This is a genomic window from Rhodococcus sp. NBC_00294, assembly GCF_036163995.1.
Lineage (GTDB): Bacteria > Actinomycetota > Actinomycetes > Mycobacteriales > Mycobacteriaceae > Rhodococcoides.
The window spans coordinates 4324057-4340999 of sequence record NZ_CP108043.1 but is presented as its reverse complement, the minus strand read 5'-3'; the positions used below and the strand labels follow the sequence as shown (position 1 = coordinate 4340999).

The 16943-nt window shown below is 69.4% G+C and carries 18 protein-coding genes and 4 tRNA genes; 12 read left to right on the top strand and 10 right to left on the bottom strand.

Going from position 1 to position 16943, the window contains the following annotated elements; translation table 11 throughout:
• The first annotated feature begins 1 nt into the window (after position 1).
• The gene (locus tag OHB23_RS20345) at positions 2-754 is read left to right on the top strand and encodes an AIM24 family protein (RefSeq protein ID WP_328810266.1); all 753 of its coding nucleotides are present in this window, start codon (positions 2-4) and stop codon (positions 752-754) included.
• A 28-nt stretch (positions 755-782) separates the two neighbouring features.
• Here the strand turns inward: OHB23_RS20345 and OHB23_RS20340 are convergent.
• Positions 783-855, bottom strand: a tRNA-Lys gene (locus tag OHB23_RS20340).
• 320 nt (positions 856-1175) lie between these two features.
• On the opposite strand from OHB23_RS20340, the gene OHB23_RS20335 reads away from it, so the two are divergent.
• The 8 genes from OHB23_RS20335 to OHB23_RS20300 all read left to right on the top strand — a co-directional run bounded on the left by OHB23_RS20335 (position 1176) and on the right by OHB23_RS20300 (position 6958).
• Positions 1176-1826, top strand: coding sequence for a ScbR family autoregulator-binding transcription factor (locus tag OHB23_RS20335; RefSeq protein ID WP_027504258.1), 651 nt, complete (start codon positions 1176-1178; stop codon positions 1824-1826).
• Between the two features lie 96 nt (positions 1827-1922).
• Positions 1923-1995: transfer RNA gene (locus tag OHB23_RS20330), tRNA-Glu, on the top strand.
• Positions 1996-2087: 92 nt separating this feature from the next.
• Positions 2088-2161: transfer RNA gene (locus tag OHB23_RS20325), tRNA-Asp, on the top strand.
• An 89-nt stretch (positions 2162-2250) separates the two neighbouring features.
• Positions 2251-2324: transfer RNA gene (locus OHB23_RS20320), tRNA-Phe, on the top strand.
• Positions 2325-2428: 104 nt separating this feature from the next.
• Positions 2429-3679: an FAD-dependent oxidoreductase gene (locus tag OHB23_RS20315; protein ID WP_328810265.1), complete on the top strand. Its 1251-nt coding sequence runs from the start codon at positions 2429-2431 to the stop codon at positions 3677-3679.
• A 92-nt stretch (positions 3680-3771) separates the two neighbouring features.
• Positions 3772-4473 (top strand): response regulator transcription factor, encoded by a 702-nt coding sequence (locus tag OHB23_RS20310; RefSeq protein WP_328810264.1) that lies wholly within the window; start codon positions 3772-3774, stop codon positions 4471-4473.
• Positions 4470-5432: a HAMP domain-containing sensor histidine kinase gene (locus OHB23_RS20305; RefSeq protein WP_328810263.1), complete on the top strand. Its 963-nt coding sequence runs from the start codon at positions 4470-4472 to the stop codon at positions 5430-5432. Before OHB23_RS20310 ends, OHB23_RS20305 begins: the two co-directional genes overlap by 4 nt.
• A 77-nt stretch (positions 5433-5509) precedes the next feature.
• Positions 5510-6958: a DUF4153 domain-containing protein gene (locus tag OHB23_RS20300; RefSeq protein ID WP_328810262.1), complete on the top strand. Its 1449-nt coding sequence runs from the start codon at positions 5510-5512 to the stop codon at positions 6956-6958.
• Here OHB23_RS20300 and OHB23_RS20295 read toward each other — a convergent pair.
• The 3 genes from OHB23_RS20295 to OHB23_RS20285 form a co-directional block, all read right to left on the bottom strand.
• Positions 6897-7181, bottom strand: a complete 285-nt coding sequence (locus OHB23_RS20295; RefSeq protein ID WP_027504254.1) for a protealysin inhibitor emfourin — start codon at positions 7179-7181, stop codon at positions 6897-6899. The genes OHB23_RS20300 and OHB23_RS20295 overlap by 62 nt on opposite strands.
• Before the next feature lies 1 nt (position 7182).
• The gene (locus tag OHB23_RS20290; RefSeq protein WP_307109246.1) at positions 7183-8322 is read right to left on the bottom strand and encodes a M4 family metallopeptidase; all 1140 of its coding nucleotides are present in this window, start codon (positions 8320-8322) and stop codon (positions 7183-7185) included.
• 81 nt (positions 8323-8403) lie between these two features.
• On the bottom strand, positions 8404-8865 hold the full coding sequence (locus OHB23_RS20285; RefSeq protein ID WP_222627818.1) for a hypothetical protein: 462 nt from the start codon (positions 8863-8865) through the stop codon (positions 8404-8406).
• A gap of 79 nt (positions 8866-8944) precedes the next feature.
• Between OHB23_RS20285 and OHB23_RS20280 the strand changes: the two genes are divergently transcribed.
• A complete protein-coding gene (locus OHB23_RS20280) occupies positions 8945-10030 on the top strand; it encodes a hypothetical protein (RefSeq protein ID WP_222640937.1) in 1086 nt (361 codons plus the stop codon).
• Here the strand turns inward: OHB23_RS20280 and OHB23_RS20275 are convergent.
• On the bottom strand, positions 9972-10820 hold the full coding sequence (locus OHB23_RS20275) for a pseudouridine synthase (protein WP_442973050.1): 849 nt from the start codon (positions 10818-10820) through the stop codon (positions 9972-9974). The two genes, OHB23_RS20280 and OHB23_RS20275, sit on opposite strands and share 59 nt — an antisense overlap.
• A gap of 132 nt (positions 10821-10952) precedes the next feature.
• On the opposite strand from OHB23_RS20275, the gene OHB23_RS20270 reads away from it, so the two are divergent.
• Complete coding sequence (locus OHB23_RS20270) at positions 10953-11840, top strand: oxidoreductase (RefSeq protein WP_056446802.1); 888 nt, start codon at positions 10953-10955, stop codon at positions 11838-11840.
• A 4-nt stretch (positions 11841-11844) separates the two neighbouring features.
• Here the strand turns inward: OHB23_RS20270 and OHB23_RS20265 are convergent, their stop codons facing one another.
• The 3 genes from OHB23_RS20265 to OHB23_RS20255 form a co-directional block, all read right to left on the bottom strand.
• Entirely contained in the window at positions 11845-12267 is a 423-nt protein-coding gene (locus OHB23_RS20265; RefSeq protein WP_027504250.1) for an organic hydroperoxide resistance protein, read from the bottom strand.
• 31 nt (positions 12268-12298) lie between these two features.
• The gene (locus tag OHB23_RS20260; RefSeq protein ID WP_056446805.1) at positions 12299-12730 is read right to left on the bottom strand and encodes a MarR family winged helix-turn-helix transcriptional regulator; all 432 of its coding nucleotides are present in this window, start codon (positions 12728-12730) and stop codon (positions 12299-12301) included.
• A gap of 219 nt (positions 12731-12949) precedes the next feature.
• Positions 12950-13744 (bottom strand): DUF1206 domain-containing protein, encoded by a 795-nt coding sequence (locus OHB23_RS20255; RefSeq protein WP_056446809.1) that lies wholly within the window; start codon positions 13742-13744, stop codon positions 12950-12952.
• A 244-nt stretch (positions 13745-13988) separates the two neighbouring features.
• Between OHB23_RS20255 and OHB23_RS20250 the strand changes: the two genes are divergently transcribed.
• Positions 13989-15065, top strand: coding sequence for a 3-deoxy-7-phosphoheptulonate synthase (locus OHB23_RS20250; protein WP_328810260.1), 1077 nt, complete (start codon positions 13989-13991; stop codon positions 15063-15065).
• Here the strand turns inward: OHB23_RS20250 and OHB23_RS20245 are convergent.
• A complete protein-coding gene (locus OHB23_RS20245; RefSeq protein ID WP_222640933.1) occupies positions 15031-15660 on the bottom strand; it encodes an alpha-ketoglutarate-dependent dioxygenase AlkB in 630 nt (209 codons plus the stop codon). The genes OHB23_RS20250 and OHB23_RS20245 overlap by 35 nt on opposite strands.
• Positions 15661-15710: 50 nt before the next feature.
• A complete protein-coding gene (locus OHB23_RS20240; RefSeq protein ID WP_328810259.1) occupies positions 15711-16928 on the bottom strand; it encodes a PucR family transcriptional regulator in 1218 nt (405 codons plus the stop codon).
• Positions 16929-16943: the final 15 nt, after the last annotated feature.

Here is a 16943-nt window from a genome sequence, read left to right as displayed (position 1 = left end):
CATGACCGACGTCGTGCACAACCCCCACACCCTGCCGGTGAACGACAACGTGCCGGGAAACGACTACGCCTTCTGCATCGAACTCGCGGGACAGCCGTGGTTCACGGCGAAGGGCGCGATGATCGCCTACTACGGGTCGGTGCAGTTCGAGCCTCTCGGGCGGACGTCGATGGTGGCCGTCGTGGCCTCACGCTTCTCGTCGCCGCTGTACGCGAACGACTGGGTGCTCGCGAGCGGACACGGCAAGGTGCTGCTCGGCGATCGCGGCTTCGACATCAACTCGTTCGATCTCGACGACGGCAACCTGACCATCCGGGCGTCCAACCTGCTGGCCTTCGAACCCGGCCTCGAGCTGAAGCAGTCCATCGTGCCCGGTTTTCTCACGCTGCTCGGCACCGGGAAGTTCCTCGCCTCGTCCAACGGTGCGGTCGTGTTCGCCGAACCGCCCGTTCGAGTGGATCCGCAGGCACTCGTCGGCTGGGCCGACTGCCCCGCTCCGTCCCACCACTTCGACGCGCAGTGGATGCAGAGCTTCCTGGGGGCGGCGCAGGGGATGCTCCTCGGAGCACAGACGGGGGAGGAGCGGCAGTTCGACTTCACCGGTGCGGGAACGGTCCTGATCCAGTCGTCCGAGAAGGTGGTGAGCGACGCTCATCTACTCCGCCACATCGAGTCGGAGACCGTGGCGCTGGGTCAGAACGCGTTGCGCTCACTCCATCAGAGCATCGGGGCCCGGCTGAGCCAGAATTCCTGAGCGTCGACGGGTGTGGGGAAAGACGTTGTGCCCCCAGTAGGGCTCGAACCTACGACCTGCGGATTAAAAGTCCGTAGCTCTACCAACTGAGCTATAGGGGCAGTGCTCGACGAGTGTAATGGACCCCGGGCGGACGCTCTCGACCTGGCCTCGTGTCGAGAGTGACGCATTCACCATTCACCTATTCGCTATGAATCATCACCATTCTCGACGGTCTACATTCGGACGCGGGCCGGGGGAATGTCGGACAAACCGGTCATCGGAACGCACGACACGCTGGTGGGGCCGTCCGAACACGCCGGACGAACCCGCTCGAGCTCGATGTTTGCGGCCACGTCCGAGGGGATTCTCAGGTTTGTCGGCTACCCTTCACTCAGTATCAGGGCCCTTCAGGGTGTTCAATTTCGGAGGCAGCAGCGCAATGGCACAGCAGGAACGTGCTCGACGCACCCGGGCCGCGATCGTCGAGGCAGCCGCGTACGAGTTCAGCAAGCGTGGGTACACCGCGGCGTCGGTCAACACGATTCTCGAGGGATCACGCGCCACCAAGGGTGCGATGTACTTCCACTTCAGCTCCAAGGAAGAACTGGCTCGCGCCGTTCTGCAGACCGCGATGGAGAAGTACGTCGCGATCATGGACGTGGAGCGCCCGGACGGCGTCGACGCCCTCGAGTGGCTGCACAACCTCATCTTCCAGCTCGCCCGGTCCTTCGACGAGAACGTCGTCGTGCGTGCGGAGTTCCGTCTCGTGGTCGAGCCCGAGTTCCACGCGAGCATCCGCGAGGGAGCGGGCGCCGTGTGGGGTCGCACCGCCCACAAGCTCGCGGCCGAGGCGCACGAGACCGGTCTGCTGCGCCCCGACATCGATCCGCGCATGTTCACCCGCGTGCTGGTGACCTCGCTCGCCGGCCAGCGGTACATGGCCGATCTGACCGCCGAGGACACCGACCTGGTGGTGCTGTTCGAGGAGTCCCTCGAGGTTCTCCTGATGGCGATGGCGTCGCGGGAATGGCTCGACAAGTGGCGCGTCAACGGGTGGCCCCGAGTCGACGCCGTGAGCGTCGAAACATAGCCTCACCTGCGGATTTGTGAAATTCCGAAGCGGTGTCCTAAGCTATCCAAGCTCCCAACGGAACGCCGTTGGGGTACGGTCGGAGCGATTCGACGGGCCCCCTTCGTTTAGCGGCCTAGGACGCCGCCCTTTCAAGGCGGTAGCGCGGGTTCGAATCCCGTAGGGGGTACGTTTCAGCGAGTGACAACGCTGGAGCGGGAGTGGTGAGAAGTAGGACGAAGATGCAGTAGGGTCTTCCACGCAGTACATGCTTCACAGCATGGCCCTGTGGCGCAGTTGGTTAGCGCGCCGCCCTGTCACGGCGGAGGTCGCGGGTTCGAGTCCCGTCAGGGTCGCAACACCTCAGAGGTCGCAGTACCTCAGTGATGCGATGATCGTCAGCACCGAGTAGTACAGCATCACCGGCACCCGCGAGGGTGCCCACGGCCAGGTAGCTCAGTCGGTACGAGCGTCCGCCTGAAAAGCGGAAGGTCGCCGGTTCGATCCCGGCTCTGGCCACCGAAGATAGACACAGACTGGAACCACCTGCCCGCGCAGGTGGTTCTTCTCGTTTCCGGACCCGTCGTCCGAGGTCGCCGACGCCCGGGTGGTATCGATAGGGCATGACTGACATCGATGCTGACGTGATCGTGGTGGGGGCGGGTATCGCCGGTCTACGGTGCGCCGGAGCGCTGCGCCGGCGTGGATTCACGGTGCGGGTCGTGGAGGCGGGCGACGCCCCGGGAGGACGGATCCGCACCGATCTCGTGGACGGTTTCCGCTGTGATCGAGGCTTCCAGCTCCTCAACCCCTCCTACCCGGCCGTGAAGCGTCATGTCGACGTGTCCGCGCTCGATCTGCGGGTCGCCGGTCGCGGTGTGCGGATCGTCGACGACTCGGGGCGAGCGCACACGGTCGCCGACCCGACACGGCACCCGGGCCTGCTGCTCGGGACGGTGCGGTCCGCGGCTCGCCTGGGCCTGCTGCACCCGGGCGCCGTCGTCGGCGCCGCGCGGTGGGCGTTGCCCGCTGTCGGACCGGTGCGCCGCCTGGCCGCGTCCCCCGACGCTGCACTCGCCGACGACTGGGACCGCGTCGGCCTCCGCGGTCCGCTGCGCTCCGCACTGCTGGCTCCGTTTCTCAGCGGGGTCCTCGCCGACGGCGTGGGAGACACGTCGAACCGCTACGTTCGGCTCGTGCTCCGCAGCTTTCTTCTCGCGACACCCGGTGTGCCGAACCGCGGAATGCAGGCGTTCCCCGAGCAGCTCGCCCGCGATGCCGGGGTCGACATCGCGTACTCCTCGCGCGTCGAGCAGGTCACCGACGGCGCGGCACCCGCCGTGCGGATCGCCGACGGGTCGGTGCTGCAGGCCCGCGCGGTGGTGGTGGCGACGGACGCTCGAGGCGCGAACGAGCTGACGGACACCCGGACCTCTCCCATGCGCGGGTTGTCGACGTGGTGGTTCGAGGCCGACGCCGCGGAATCCGACGAGTTCCTCCGCATCTCGGGGACGGGCGGCGTGGTGGTCAACACCGCCGAGATGAGCTCCATCGCACCGGGATACGCGCCGACCGGGAAGACCCTGGTGCAGGCGACCACGCTGCTGGACGACGCCGGTCCCGCCGAGGAGTCCGTCGTGCGCGCCGTTCTCGATCGGCTGTGGGGTCGGTCCACCGCGTCGTGGCGGGTGATCGTGCGTCACGACGTGCGGCGTGCGCTCCCGGTCCAGGCACCCGGGACGTCGCTCCGGCGATCGCTGCGGGTCGGTGACCGCGTGCTGCTCGCCGGCGACCATCGCGACACCCCGTCGATCCAGGGTGCTCTGGTGTCGGGTGGTCGCGCGGCCGCCGAGGTGGCGCGGCTGCTCGGCTGACGCGGCGTCCGGTTCGTGGGCCGGAGCGATCTCCACGGAATCTTCACAACGTGTCCCCGAGACCCGCACATGATGCCGTTACGGTCTGTTTCATGGATCGACGACGAATTCTGGTGGTCGAGGACGAACGGGCCCTGGCCGACGCGATCGCGGCGCGGCTGCGGTCCGAGGGCTTCGACGTCGACCTCGCGTCAACCGGACCGGCCGCCGTGGAGACGGTGGCCCACACGAACCCCGACCTGGTTGTCCTCGATGTGATGCTGCCCGGGTTCGACGGTCTCGAGGTGTGCCGACGCATCCAGTCCCGCCCCGAGGGAGCAGTCGCCGTCCTCATGCTCACGGCGCGGTCGGACGAGACGGACCAGCTGGTGGGCCTCGGGGTGGGTGCGGACGACTACATGTCCAAGCCGTTCTCGATGCGCACCCTGGTGGCCCGCGTGCACGCACTGCTGCGCCGGGTGGAACGCCATCCCGCGCCGACGCCGACCGTCGTGCACGAGTTCGACGACGTGCGGGTCGACGAGCACGCGCGGCGGGTCTTCCGTGACGGCGACGAGGTCCACCTGACACGCACGGAGTTCGATCTCCTGCTGTTCCTCGCTCGGCGGCCGGGCGCGGCCTACGCGCGAGATCGACTGCTGTCGGACGTGTGGGGGTGGTCGCGCGACGACTCCATGACGTCCGTGCCGTCCCGCACGGTCGACAGCCACGTCAAGGCGTTGCGGCGCAAGCTGGGGTCCGACGTCGTGCGCACCGTCCACGGCGTCGGGTACGCGTTCCGGGCACGCGGATGATCCGCCCTCTCGACTCGCTGCGCTCGTTCAAGGTCAAGACCGGCCTGGTGGTGGTGATCGCGCTGTTCGCGGCGTCGGGCACCTTCTGGCTCGCGGCGCAGCAGCCGTTCCGGTACGCGCTGCTGCTCGCACTCGTCGTGGCTCTGGTGGTCACGCAGATCGTCGCGCACGGGATGACCTCGCCGCTGCGCGAGATGACCGCAGCCTCGCGAGCGATGGCGAACGGGGACTACACGCACCGGGTTCGTGCCACGTCGCGGGACGAGATCGGCCAGTTGGCCGTCGCGTTCAACACGATGTCGGCAGACCTCGCAGAGGCCGACCGCTACCGTCGGGAGCTGATCGGCAACGTCTCGCACGAACTCCGGACACCGATCGCGTCGCTGCAGGCCGTGCTCGAGAACATCGCCGACGGGGTGCAGGAGGCGACCCCGGCGACGGTGGGAGTCGCCCTCGAGCAGACCGAACGTCTGGCTCGGCTCGTCGACGACCTCCTGGATCTCTCGAAGCTCGAGGGTGGCGCACTCGGTCTGTCGCGCAGCACGTTCGACCTCCGTCAGTTCCTGACCAGCGTGGTCACCCAGAGCACGGCGACCCGGTTCTCGGTGTCGGTCGAGCCTCTCGGTGCGACGGTGACCGCCGACGAGGAACGGGTACGGCAGGTGATGGCCAATCTGGTCGAGAACGCCGTGCGCCATGGTCCGCCCGACGGTGCAGTGGCCGTGTCGGCCGTGGTGGGTGACGACACGGTGCGCATCGACGTGGTCGACGAGGGCGACGGGATCGCGCCGGCCGATCGCGCTCGGGTGTTCGACCGGTTCGTCCGCGGCGGGTCGACCGACGGCGGCACCGGCATCGGGCTCGCCATCGCTCGATGGGCCGCCGAGTTGCACGGCGGCACACTCGATGTGGTCGACGTCGGCGCCGGGTGTTGCTTCCGGCTCACCCTTCCCGTCTGACCCCCCACCGTCCGCACTCGGCACGTGACACCGCATCCGGTGCTCGCGCGATCACCCCTGCCCGAAAGAGGTGCACGATGACCACCGACCTTCTTCCCGATCCGGCGGCGCAGTCGCCGGTCCGCACCGTCAGCGAGTCTCCGCGTCGCTGGGCCGTGGGTTCCGCCGCAGCGGTCGGGGTGGTCGCCGGCGCGATACTGACCGACCGGCCGTCGGTGGCCTATCTCGCCGTCGGCGTCGCTGCCGTCCTCGCCGCTCGACTGCCGGACCGGTCGCGCTGGTCCGTGGCATGGATCGGCGCCGCGTTCGCGCTGCTGCTGGTCCCGTTCGTCCGCGATTCGGGATGGCTCGCAGCGTCGTCCGTCGGACTGGCCGTGTGGTGTGTGGCTCTGTCGACCACGAGATCGACGACGTTCACCGCCACGGTGCTCGCGCCGATCGTGCCCGTCGTGGTGCAGGGAGCCGTGCTCCGCTCGCTCGGAACCGGTGCCGCACAGGTGACGCTCCCGTCTCGGGGGTCCGCGGTACGCACGCTGCGCGTCGTGGTGAGCACGGCCCTGCTGGTCACCGTGTTCACGCTGCTGTTCGCGGGCGCCGACGATCGCTTCGCCTCGCTCGTCGACGCGGTGATCCCGACCGTGTCCGTCGACGTCGACCCGCTGGGGCCGGTCGTGGCTCTGTGCGTCGCGCTGTGGATTCTGGGTGTCGCCCACGCGAAGCGTCACGCGATGGCACTCGATGCGCTCGCTCCTGGCGCCGGTCGACGACGACCGGTGTGGGAGTGGGCGGTGCCGGTCTGCGCGCTCGTCGTCGTGTTCGCTGCGTTCGTGGTGGTGCAGGCAGCCACGTTGTTCGGCGGACACGACCACGTGATGACGACGGACGACCTGACGTTCGCGGACCACGCCCGATCGGGATTCTGGCAGCTGATCACGGTGACAGTCGGCGTGCTCGTCGTGGTCGCCGTGCAGGTACGCAAGGTCGACGCCGAGGTGCGGCGCGACCGGGTGCTCGCGCGCATCGCCTTCGGGTCGCTGTGTGTGCTGACGCTGGTGGTCGTCTGGTCGGCGGTGTACCGAATGTCGTTGTACGAGCAGCAGTTCGGTCTCACTCGGCTGCGAGTCGGGGTCATGGCCGTCGAGGTGTGGTTGGGCGTCGTCGTGCTCGCCGTCATCGTCGCCGGTGCGCGCTGGTCCGCGCGCCTACTGCCCGCGGTGATCGTCGGCACGGCGGCGCTGGGCGTGCTGGTGATGGCGGTGGTGAACGTCGATGCGCTGGTCGCGGACCGTGCAGTCGAGCGCTACGAGCGGACCGGACTGATCGACGTCGACTATCTCGGCACGCTGTCGGCGGACGCGGTGCCCGCCGTGTCGACCCTGCCGCCCACGCTGCGCGACTGCATCGTCGACGAGCCCGGGAGCGACCCGTGGTGGAACGCGAACCTCGCACGCCGTGAGGCCGCCGTCATCGCGGCGAGCGACCCTCTCGCAGAGTGCGCTCTGCCAGCTCGCGAAGCGGGCCGGTGAGTGCCGAATCGCCGGTCTCGCACGAGTGCTCGCCGATCTCGAGTCGCCACCGGAAGGTGTCGCGGGCGAGGGACGACGACTCGGGCAGGCCGTTCAACAGGGGGAGCGCGCGGGTGACCAGCTGCTCCCACTCGGGTGCCGTGTCGCCGAGGGCCGTGGTGTCGACGCTGCCGCGGCGGGTCATCCCGGCCACGCCGCCGCTGCGTACCACCACGATGACCATGTCACGTCCTCTTGCTCGCCTCGTCCGCCGCATCGGACGCGGATCCCGTCCCGGCCGGCTCGAGGCCCACGGTAGTCCACCCGCCGACCACGGCGCGGTGAACGTCGGACCCGGTTCCGTAGCGCGCCGATGCCGCCGCGACCGTCGCGGCGGAGAAGGCGGCGAAATCGGCGGTCGGCGTCAGGCTGCCGGACGTGAGGGCGTCGAACCAGACCTGTCCGAGACGATCCCAGGCCGGCCCGCCGAGCGCGACGGCGGCCTCGGCGAACGCGCGGTTGGGGATGCCGGAGTTGATGTGCACCCCGCCGTTGTCCTCGGTGGTCTCGACGTATCCCGCCATGTCCGCGGGCTGGGGGTCCTTGCCGAGGACGTCGTCGTCGTACGCGGTACCGGGTGCCAGCATCGAGCGGAGGGCGCTGCCCTGCACGTCGGGGAGGAAGAGCCCCTCGCCGACGAGCCAGGACGCGTCCTCGGCGTTCTGCCCACGCGAGCGCTGTTCTGCGAGGACGCCGAACACGTCGGACACCGACTCGTTGAGGGCGCCGGACTGTCCGGCGTACTCGAGCTGTGAGGTGTACTGCGTGAAACCGTGAGCCAACTCGTGCGCGATGACGGACAGCGACACGGTGAAGCGGGTGAACACCTCGCCGTCACCGTCGCCGAACACCATGCGGGTGCCGTCCCAGAACGCGTTGTCGTACTGCTCGCCGTAGTGCACCGTGGCGTCGAGCGGCAGCCCCTGCCCATCGAGGCTGGACCATCCGTAGACCTCGGCGAACAGGGCGTGGGTGACGCCGAGGCCGTCGTAGCTCTCGTCCGCCGCCGGATCGCCGACAGGTTCGCCGCCCTCGGTACGCACGACGTCGCCGGGCAGAGTCTGCGTGTTCCTCGCGTCGGCAATGGTGCGCTGCAGCCGATCCGCGACGGCGCCGCGGGGAGCGGTGGGCGACACGGTGGACCGCGTCGAGTCGCGTCGGCGCCGCATCTCGTCGTCGAGTTCCAGCGTGCGGCTCGCGACGGACGGGGCGGTGTCCAGGCGGGCACTGCGTTCCGCGGGGGCCGACGCGAGGCGCTGCAGAAGGTAGGGAGGAACGACGCCCTGGCAGCAGGGCGTGGTGCGCGAGAGGTCGGGGGTGGCCACGATGAGATCCTTCCGAAGGGGAACGATCGCCACGCTAACCCCGATCACCGACAGCCCGCGCACCTCGCGGAGCTCGTGCGGTCAGGGGCAGGCGACCTTCGCCTGGTCGTAGATGCGACCGGCCTCGTCGACACCGGGCTCGTTGCCGTTGTTGGTGGCCTGCGACCGGATGTCGGTGACCACGGCGTCCTTTTCCTTGCCGTCGGTGATCTGCTGGCAGATGCTGCCGAGCAGCGATTCGATGTCCTCGTCGGACTTTCCCTCGGAGAGCGCGGAGAACTGCGCCTTGTAGGCGGCGACGAAGGTCGCGCGCTTGGCGTCGTCGAACACGTTGCCGGCATCGTCGGCCAGGCTGCCGGCGCTCGACTGGATGCCGGGTGCGGCCGACTGTGCAGAGCTGAGTGCGCCCTGAGCTGCGTCGCCCACCGATTCCGCGGCGTTGTTCGCGGTGTCCTGTGCGGACTGCTGATCCTCGGAGCTGCATCCACCCAGGATCAGGGCGAGGGTGGCGGCAGCGGCGAGCGTGGCGGGAAGGAGTCTCATCGGACGAACTTTACCGGGCGTACCGTCGCATTCCACCGCGAAAGTGGCCTGTGAATGACCATGATCGACGATGGCCATCATGCAGCGGGATGAGGGTGCGCGGCGGGTGCGGACGCCGATCGTGCGCAGTGCCGACGGGACATCGTCCGTGGAGTCGTTCGTCATCGCCGCGGTCGCGACCATCCTGCTCACCCGCGCCTACCTCGAACTCACCGACTATCCGCAGGTGGGCGGCGGAAGCCTGCACATCGCCCACGCACTGTGGGGCGGTGCGCTGATGATGACGGCGCTCGTCGTCGGATGGCTGTTCCTCGGCTTCGGAGCGCGCTCGTCGGCCGTGCTGCTGGGCGGCGTCGGCTTCGGTCTGTTCCTGGACGAGGTCGGGAAGTTCGTGACGAAGGACAACGACTACTTCTACGGCCCGTCCGCCGAGATCATGTACGTGACGGTGGTTCTGGTCCTGGTGCTCGGACGAACCGTCCGCGACGTCCGCGAACCGACGCCACGGGAATGCCTCGCGAACGCTGCCGCCATCGCGTCGGAAGGACTCGTCGGTGGGGTACCGGGATCGCGCCGGGAGCTGGCCCGCGAACTGCTCGACCGAGCGCGGACGACGGGAGCCGACCCCGAGCTCGTCGCGAGCATCGACACCCTGCTGAGTCGGTGCGTTCCGGCACCGTCCCGGCCTACGCGTCGGCTGGTGTGGTTCTCGCGCACCGTTCCGTCGTTCGTGACCAGTACGCGCTGGGCGATCGCGTTGTCCTGGCTCATGGTGGTCACCGCGTCCGCGACGGTCGTGGCGGGCATCGCACAACTGGCCACGGGCGGTCTGGTCATCGAACGCGACGACCTCGATGTCACCCTCGACCGGATGACCATCTCGGGCGGCATCCTGTGGGTGACGGCGTGCGTCACGGTCGCCCTCGGCCTCCCGTCGCTGATCGCGCGGCGGCGCACCGCGTCCCTCTGGCCTCTGCACCGACTCCGGTCGGCGGCCCTGATCTACGCGTTGCTCGGTGCGCTCGTCGACTTCGCCGAGACGGGCTTCGCCGCCCTGACCAACCTCGCGATCGGACTGCTGACGCTCGCCGCGATCTCGCACCGGATCACGGTGGAGACAGCGCGAGGGTCCGCTGCGACGCGAAGTGCCGCGGTGCGCCTGTGAGCGGGTCGGTGAACTCGATGCTCCGCGCCAGCAGTCGCAGTGGATCCCGGTAGTCGTCGACGGCGACCTCGCGCGGCACGGGATACAGCGAGTCGCCGACTATGGGCAGGCCGAGAGAGGCCATGTGCACGCGTAGTTGATGGGTCTTGCCCGTGCGCGGATGCAGGCGGTAGAGCGCCAGGTCGCCCACCGTGCGCACCTTCTCGATCACGGTCTCGCTGTTCGGCTCACCCGGCACCTCGGTCGCCTGCAGTGATCCACGGTCCTTGACGATGCGGCTGATCACGGTGTGCGGGAACGAGATCGGCGAGTCGGGGGCCACCGCTTCGTAGACCTTGACCATGCTGCGCTCCCGGAACATCTCCTGATATGCGCGGCGGACGTCCTGTCGTGCGGTGAAGACGAGCACGCCCGCGGTGAGGCGATCGAGGCGGTGCGCCGGGGCCAGTGCGTCGTTTCCCAGTTCGCGTCGCAGCCGGGTCAGGGCGGTCTGCACGACGAAGCGCCCCCGTGGTGTCGTAGCCAGGAAGTGCGGCTTGTCCACCACCACGATCGCATCGTCTCGGTACAGGATCGGGGCGGTGAACGGCACCTCGGGTTCCACGGGCGGATCCCGGTACAGGTAGACGTCGGCGCGGGGGACCAGGGGAGTGTCGACCAGCACGGGCCGTCCTGCGGCATCGACGACCTCGCCGTCCGTCACCTTCGCGCGCAGGGCCTCCGCATCGCGCGGAAAGCGTGCGACGAGGTACTCGACTATGGTCCTGTGCTCTGCCGGCGCGTCCGGCATGCGGATCCGCGTCGGATTGAGACCGTCTCGGATCGGCAGCGGTGCGGGCACCGGATCGAGCGTAGTGCGCCGGTACCCTCGAACGCGGTCGGCCGCGGCGAGCGGCCGAGAGAAGTCTCAGGGGGGAAGCGCATGGCACAGAAGTCTGCACACAAGTGGGTCGAGACCGACGTACCGGATCAGTCCGGCCGGACCTTCGTGGTCACGGGAGCCAACAGCGGGCTCGGCGCCGAGGCCGCGAAGGCACTCGGTCGCGCGGGCGCGACGGTGGTGCTGGCCTGCCGGACCGTGGAGAAGGCGAAGCCGATCGCGGACGAGATCGGTGAGCGCGCCGAGGTGCGTCGACTCGACCTCGCGGATCTGAGCTCGGTGCGGGAGTTCGCCGACGACACGCCCACCGTGGACGTACTGATCAACAACGCCGGCGTCATGGCACTGCCGCTGAAGCGGACCGCCGACGGTTTCGAGATGCAGTTCGGCACGAACCATCTCGGGCATTTCGCGCTGACCGGCCTCCTGCTGGACAGGATCACCGACCGCGTGGTCACCATGTCGAGTTTCATGCACCAGGTACCGGGACTGAAGCTGTCGGATCTCAACTACGAGAAGCGTCGCTACAGCCGGTGGGGTGCCTACGGGCAGTCGAAGCTGTCGAACCTGCTGTTCGCGTACGAGCTGGATCGCCGACTGCGTGCGGCGGGGTCACCCGTGCTCTCGCTGGCGGCGCATCCCGGTTACTCGAGTACCGAGTTGATGGGTCGGACGGAGAGTGTGCAGGACGCGTTCATGTCACTCGGCCGGGTCTTCGCCCAGTCGGCCTACATGGGAAGCCTGCCGGAGCTCTACGCCGCGACGGCGCCGGGGCTGCAGTCCGGCGGCTACTTCGGACCGGACGGGTTCCAGGAGCTGAGCGGGCACCCGAAGAAGGTCGGATCGAACAAGGCCTCGCGTGACGAGGCGAAAGCCCGTGAGCTCTGGACCAGGTCGGTCGAGCTCACGGGCGTCACCTACCCGATCTGAACGGTCAGTCGTCGCTGACGGTGATCTGCACGTCGATGTTGCCGCGGGTCGCGTTGCTGTAGGGGCAGACCTCGTGGGCCTTGTCCGCGAGGGCCTGCGCCGTGTCGTGATCGAGGTTGGGGAGGGTCACCTCGAGGACCACGGCGAGCTCGAAGCCGCCGGCGTCGTTCGGGCCGATGCTGACCTTCGCGCCGACGGAGGAGTCGGTGACGTCGGCCTTCTGCTGGCCGGCGACGAGGCGCAGAGCGGAGTGGTAGCACGCGGCGTAGCCGACGGCGAAGAGCTGCTCCGGGTTGGTTCCGTTGCCGCTGCCGCCCATCTCGGTGGGGGCGGCGAGGTCGACGTCGACCTTGCCGTCGGTGGTGCGGCCGTGGCCGTTGCGTCCGTCGCCGGTGGCCAGTGCCTCTGCGGTGTACAGCGTCTTCATGGGTGAACCTCTCGTGGTGGGGATGGACGGGTCAGGCGGAACGAAGCGACGCGGTGGTCTTGCGGACGAGCGCGATCAGCGTGGTCGCCTCGTCTTCGGTGAGGCCGGTCGCGGTGAAGATGCACTCGGGAACGTGCGCGGCCGCGGAACGCAGGGCGCGGCCCGTGTCCGTCAGCCGGATCTCGACGCGTCGTTCGTCCTCCGCTGAGCGTTCGCGGGTGACGAGCGACAGTGTCTCGATGCGCTTGAGCAGGGGGGACAGTGTTCCGGAATCCAGGCCGAGTCGATCGCCCAGTTCCGAGACGCTGAGTCCGTCCCGCTCCCACAGCACGAGCATCACCAGGTACTGCGGGTAGGTGATGCCCAGGTCGTCCAGCAGGGGCCGGTAGACCGCGGTGGTGGCCCGCGACGCCGAGTACAGGGCGAAGCAGAGTTGCTTGTCCAGTGTCGGCGCGTCGTTCACAAGACCGAACGTAGCGCACAATTGAATTGTGCACAACCTTTTGCTCCAGACAAAAGTCCATCGCAGCGATCGAGGCGGACGTCAGCGTGCGAACAGGAACATCGCGAGGGTGCGGAGAACGCCGGGGTAGGCGTCGTCACGCGGCTGCGAGGCGGCGGGCGCGGGTCGGAGCGGCGTCATGGGCACCGATGGGTTTGTCGGTGTCACGACATCGACGCCTCACATCCGGGCGTGCCGGGCCATCACGACGGCGTAGACGCCGTAGAGGGCGATGCCGACTCCGGCGAGGACGAGCAGGATCTGTCCGAACGGCTGCGCCCCCAGGGTCTTGACGGCTCCGTCGAGACCCGTCGCCTTGCCGGGATCCGCGGTCAGCACGGCGGCGGCCACCAGGACACCGACACCGACGAGGGCGAGGCCCTTGGCGGTGTATCCGACCACGCCGATGACCCGGACCGGACGCCCGACGTGACCCTCGAGGTCCTTCTCGAACTTCGTGGAGATGCCCTTGTACACGTGATAAGCGCCGACGCCGATGATGACGGCCGCGGCCACGACGAGAACGACCTTGCCGATCGTCGACTCCATGAGGCGGGCGGTGAGCCCGGCGTTCTGCTGACCCGTCGACTGCCCGGCACCGCGAGCGAAGTTCAGCGCGGACCAGGCGAATGCGAGGTACACGACGGCGAGTGCACCGGCCTTGAGTCGATCGGTCGCACTGCCGGAATCGGCCTCGGTCTTCTTGCCCACCACCGCCTCGAGAATGCGCCACGCGGCGAGGGCCAGGAAGGCGACGACGGCGATCCACAGCATGACGGCACCGCCGGGCTTGGAGGCCAGCTCGCCCAGCGCGCCGGACTGGTCGGCGTTGCCGCCCTGTCCGAAGGCGAGCCGCACCGCGATGTATCCGATCAGGAGGTGCAGCACTCCGCTCACGAGATGCCCTGCGCGGGCGGCTCTCTCGAACGCCGTGCTGTTCTGGATGCGGTCCCCGCGAGAGGTGTCGATCGCCATCGGACCATGGTCCCACGTCAAGGGAGAAGAATGTCCGCTTCCGCCGCCCGGGTGCGTCGGTACGGCCGTGCGCTACAGTGCCTGTGTGCAGCGAGCATATTTTTGGTTCAGCAGGCCGGCCCTCGGTGGTCCGGTCAGCGGAACCATGCGCTGACCCACTCCACCCGACGAGCCGGCAGGACCGGCTCGCGTGGAATGCGTGTCCCGGTCGTGACGTCTCACCCGACCGCCCCGAGGACTCATCGTGACTCTCGCACTCGACACTCTTCCCGACCTGTCGCGGACAGGTCCGCTCGTCTCGCCGCGTGCGCTGCGGGACGCGGAACCCGCATCCGCCGACGCGGCTCTCCGCGTCGCCGACAGCCGTGACGCCCTGCGCGCCATCCTGACCGGAGCCGACGACCGCGTGGCCGTCGTGGTGGGCCCGTGCTCCGTGCACGACCCGATCGCGGCACTGGACTACGCCCGCCGGCTGGCCGTCCTGGCCGACGAGGTGGGGGATCGACTCCAGGTGATCATGCGGGTCTACTTCGAGAAGCCGCGGACATCGGTGGGCTGGAAGGGTCTGCTCAGCGACCCCGGCCTCGACGGCTCGGACGATCTCGACGCCGGGCTCCGGGCGGCGCGGCGCATTCTGGCCGCCATCGTCGACGGCGGCCTGCCCACGGCGACGGAGTTCCTCGATCCTGCTCTGTCCGGCCATCTCTCGGACCTGGTGACGTACGGGGCGATCGGTGCCCGCACCGCGTCGTCGCAGGTTCACCGCCAGATGGTCAGCGGTCTGCCGATGCCGGTGGGCATCAAGAACGGGACGGACGGCGACGTGCAGGTGGCCGTCGACGGGGTGCGCTCGGCGAGGTCGCCGCACGTGTACGCCGGGGTCGACGACGACGGCCGACTGGCCGCCGTGCGCACGGCGGGCAACGAGGACGCCCACGTCATCCTCCGGGGTGGGTCCTCCGGCCCGAACTACGACGCGGCTTCGGTGACCGACGCTGGGGAGCGGCTCCGGCGCTCGGGCGCGGACCCGCGGGTGGTGGTGGACGTCAGCCACGGCAACAGTGCCAAGAACCACCGACGCCAACTCGACGTGATGGGCGACCTCGCCGACCGGATCGCCGGCGGCGACCGCGGCGTCGTGGGGGTGATGGTGGAGAGCTTCCTTGTCGAGGGCCGTCAGGACCTCGGCACGTTGGGGGAGCCGCTCACCTACGGCCAGTCGATCACCGATGCCTGCCTCGGGTGGGCGGACACCGAACGCGCCGTGCGTGCGCTGGCCGACGCCGTCAGCGCACGCCGTGCGGTCGGAACTGGACGCTGATCCGGGGCCCCGTGGCGCGCGTGCTCTTGGGCACGCAGTGCTCCCAGGTCCGCTGACAGGACCCGCCCATGACGATCAGATCACCGTGTCCCAGAGTGTGTCTCACCGAGGGACCGCCGCCGCGCGGTCGCAGCAACAGCGGCCGTGCGGCGCCGAGGGACACGATGGCGACCATGGTGTCCTCGCGCGCTCCGCGTCCGAGGTCGTCGCCGTGCCAGGCGACGCTGTCCTTGCCGTCGCGGTAGAAGCAGAGTCCGGCCGTGGCGAAGTCCTCGCCCAGTTCGGCCCGGTAGTGCTCGCTCAGCTGTCGACCGGCATCGACCAGGACGGGGGCGGGCAGCCGCTGGGGGTCGGGGAAGAAGGAGACCAGGCGCGGGACGTCGACGACGCGGTCGTACATCGGTCGGCGTTCCGACCGCCACGGAACCTCCTCCACCAGCCGGTCGAAGACGGAGTCCGAGCCGCTCACCCAGTTCGGCAGCACGTCGATCCACGCGCCGTCGGTCAACACCGTCCGGCGGACGGACGTGAGGGAGCCGAGCGACGGTCCGTCCGCGCCGTCGTCGAACAGGGACGCCTGGAGTGCGTAGGTCACGGGGCCATCGTAGCGCGGTCGTTCGAACGTATGTTCCTACACGGCCGTCGTCACCGAACGCGGGCCAGCTCCGCTGCGCGCAGACCGACGTACAGTTCGGCGGCGTCCACCGGGTTCGTGTGATCACGGCCCGTGAGGTCGTGGATACGGCGGAGCCGGTAGAGCACGGTGTTGCGGTGGTAGTGCAAGCGGTCGGCCGCCGCGGTGGTGGAACCGGCGGCCGCGAACCACGCGTCGAGCGTCTCGAGCAGGCTGTCCCGGTCCGCGAGGCGGTGCGGGCCCTCGGCCACGGCGAGCGGACCCAGGATCTGCCGGGCGGCCCGCGCGGCGGCGTCGGGAGTCGAGACCAGCAGCAGCGGAACCGGACACGCGTCGTAGCGACTGATGCGCGCGCTCCCCGGCGGTGCGCAGCGACGAGCCGTCCGGGCCTGCGCCACCGCCGTCGGGGTGGACAGCGACCGCTCGTAGTACGTGCCGACACCCAGTCGGGTGCCGTAGAGCCGGCCCAGGGTGTCCACCGCGTCGTCGAGCACCGCCGGCGCCGAGGCGACCAGCAGTCCCAGGTGACCGTCCGCATCGGTGTCCCACACCGACTCGACACCGAGCGGCAGGATGCTCTCGCGCGCGCTGCCCGGAGTGGCACCCCGGTCGACGGTGGTCTCGGCGGACACGACGGCGAAGTGGCCCGCGTCCGGGATGCGGAAGGCCCGCAGGGCGTCCTGCACGGCAGCGGGGTCCGAGGCGGTCTCGTCGAACAGAGCGCGGAGCACCATGCGGCGCGCATCCGCGTCGTCGAGGGCGAGCCGGTCCGCGGCGTCGCGATACGCCTCCGCGGCCGCGTCGGAATAGGTGTCCACCAGTGCCCACACCTCGGTGGCCATCGCGAGCAGCACCTCCGGAGCCCGGCCCGCGGCCGCCGCGGTGAGCTCGGCCCAGATCAGACGACCACCGAGGCGGAACGCGTGCAGCAACGCCGCCAGCGGCACCGCGTTCTCGGCCTTGATCCGGCCGGCCGCGCGTGCGGGTTCCAGGTCGCCGCTCGCGCCCGTGGTCAGAGCGTCGAGCATGGACCGAAGATTGCCGGTGCACACCGTGGCGAGCTCGTCCCGCGTGAGCGACGTGGCCTCGAGGTACGACTGTTCGGCGACCAGGATGTCGAGGACGAGTCGCTCGCTGAGCTCGCCGACGTGCTCTCCCAGCAGCGCGGCGAGACCCTGCGAGGTGAGCGGTTCCGGTACGGAGCGGCGGACGGCCACAGGCGTCGACATCACTCCACCGTACGG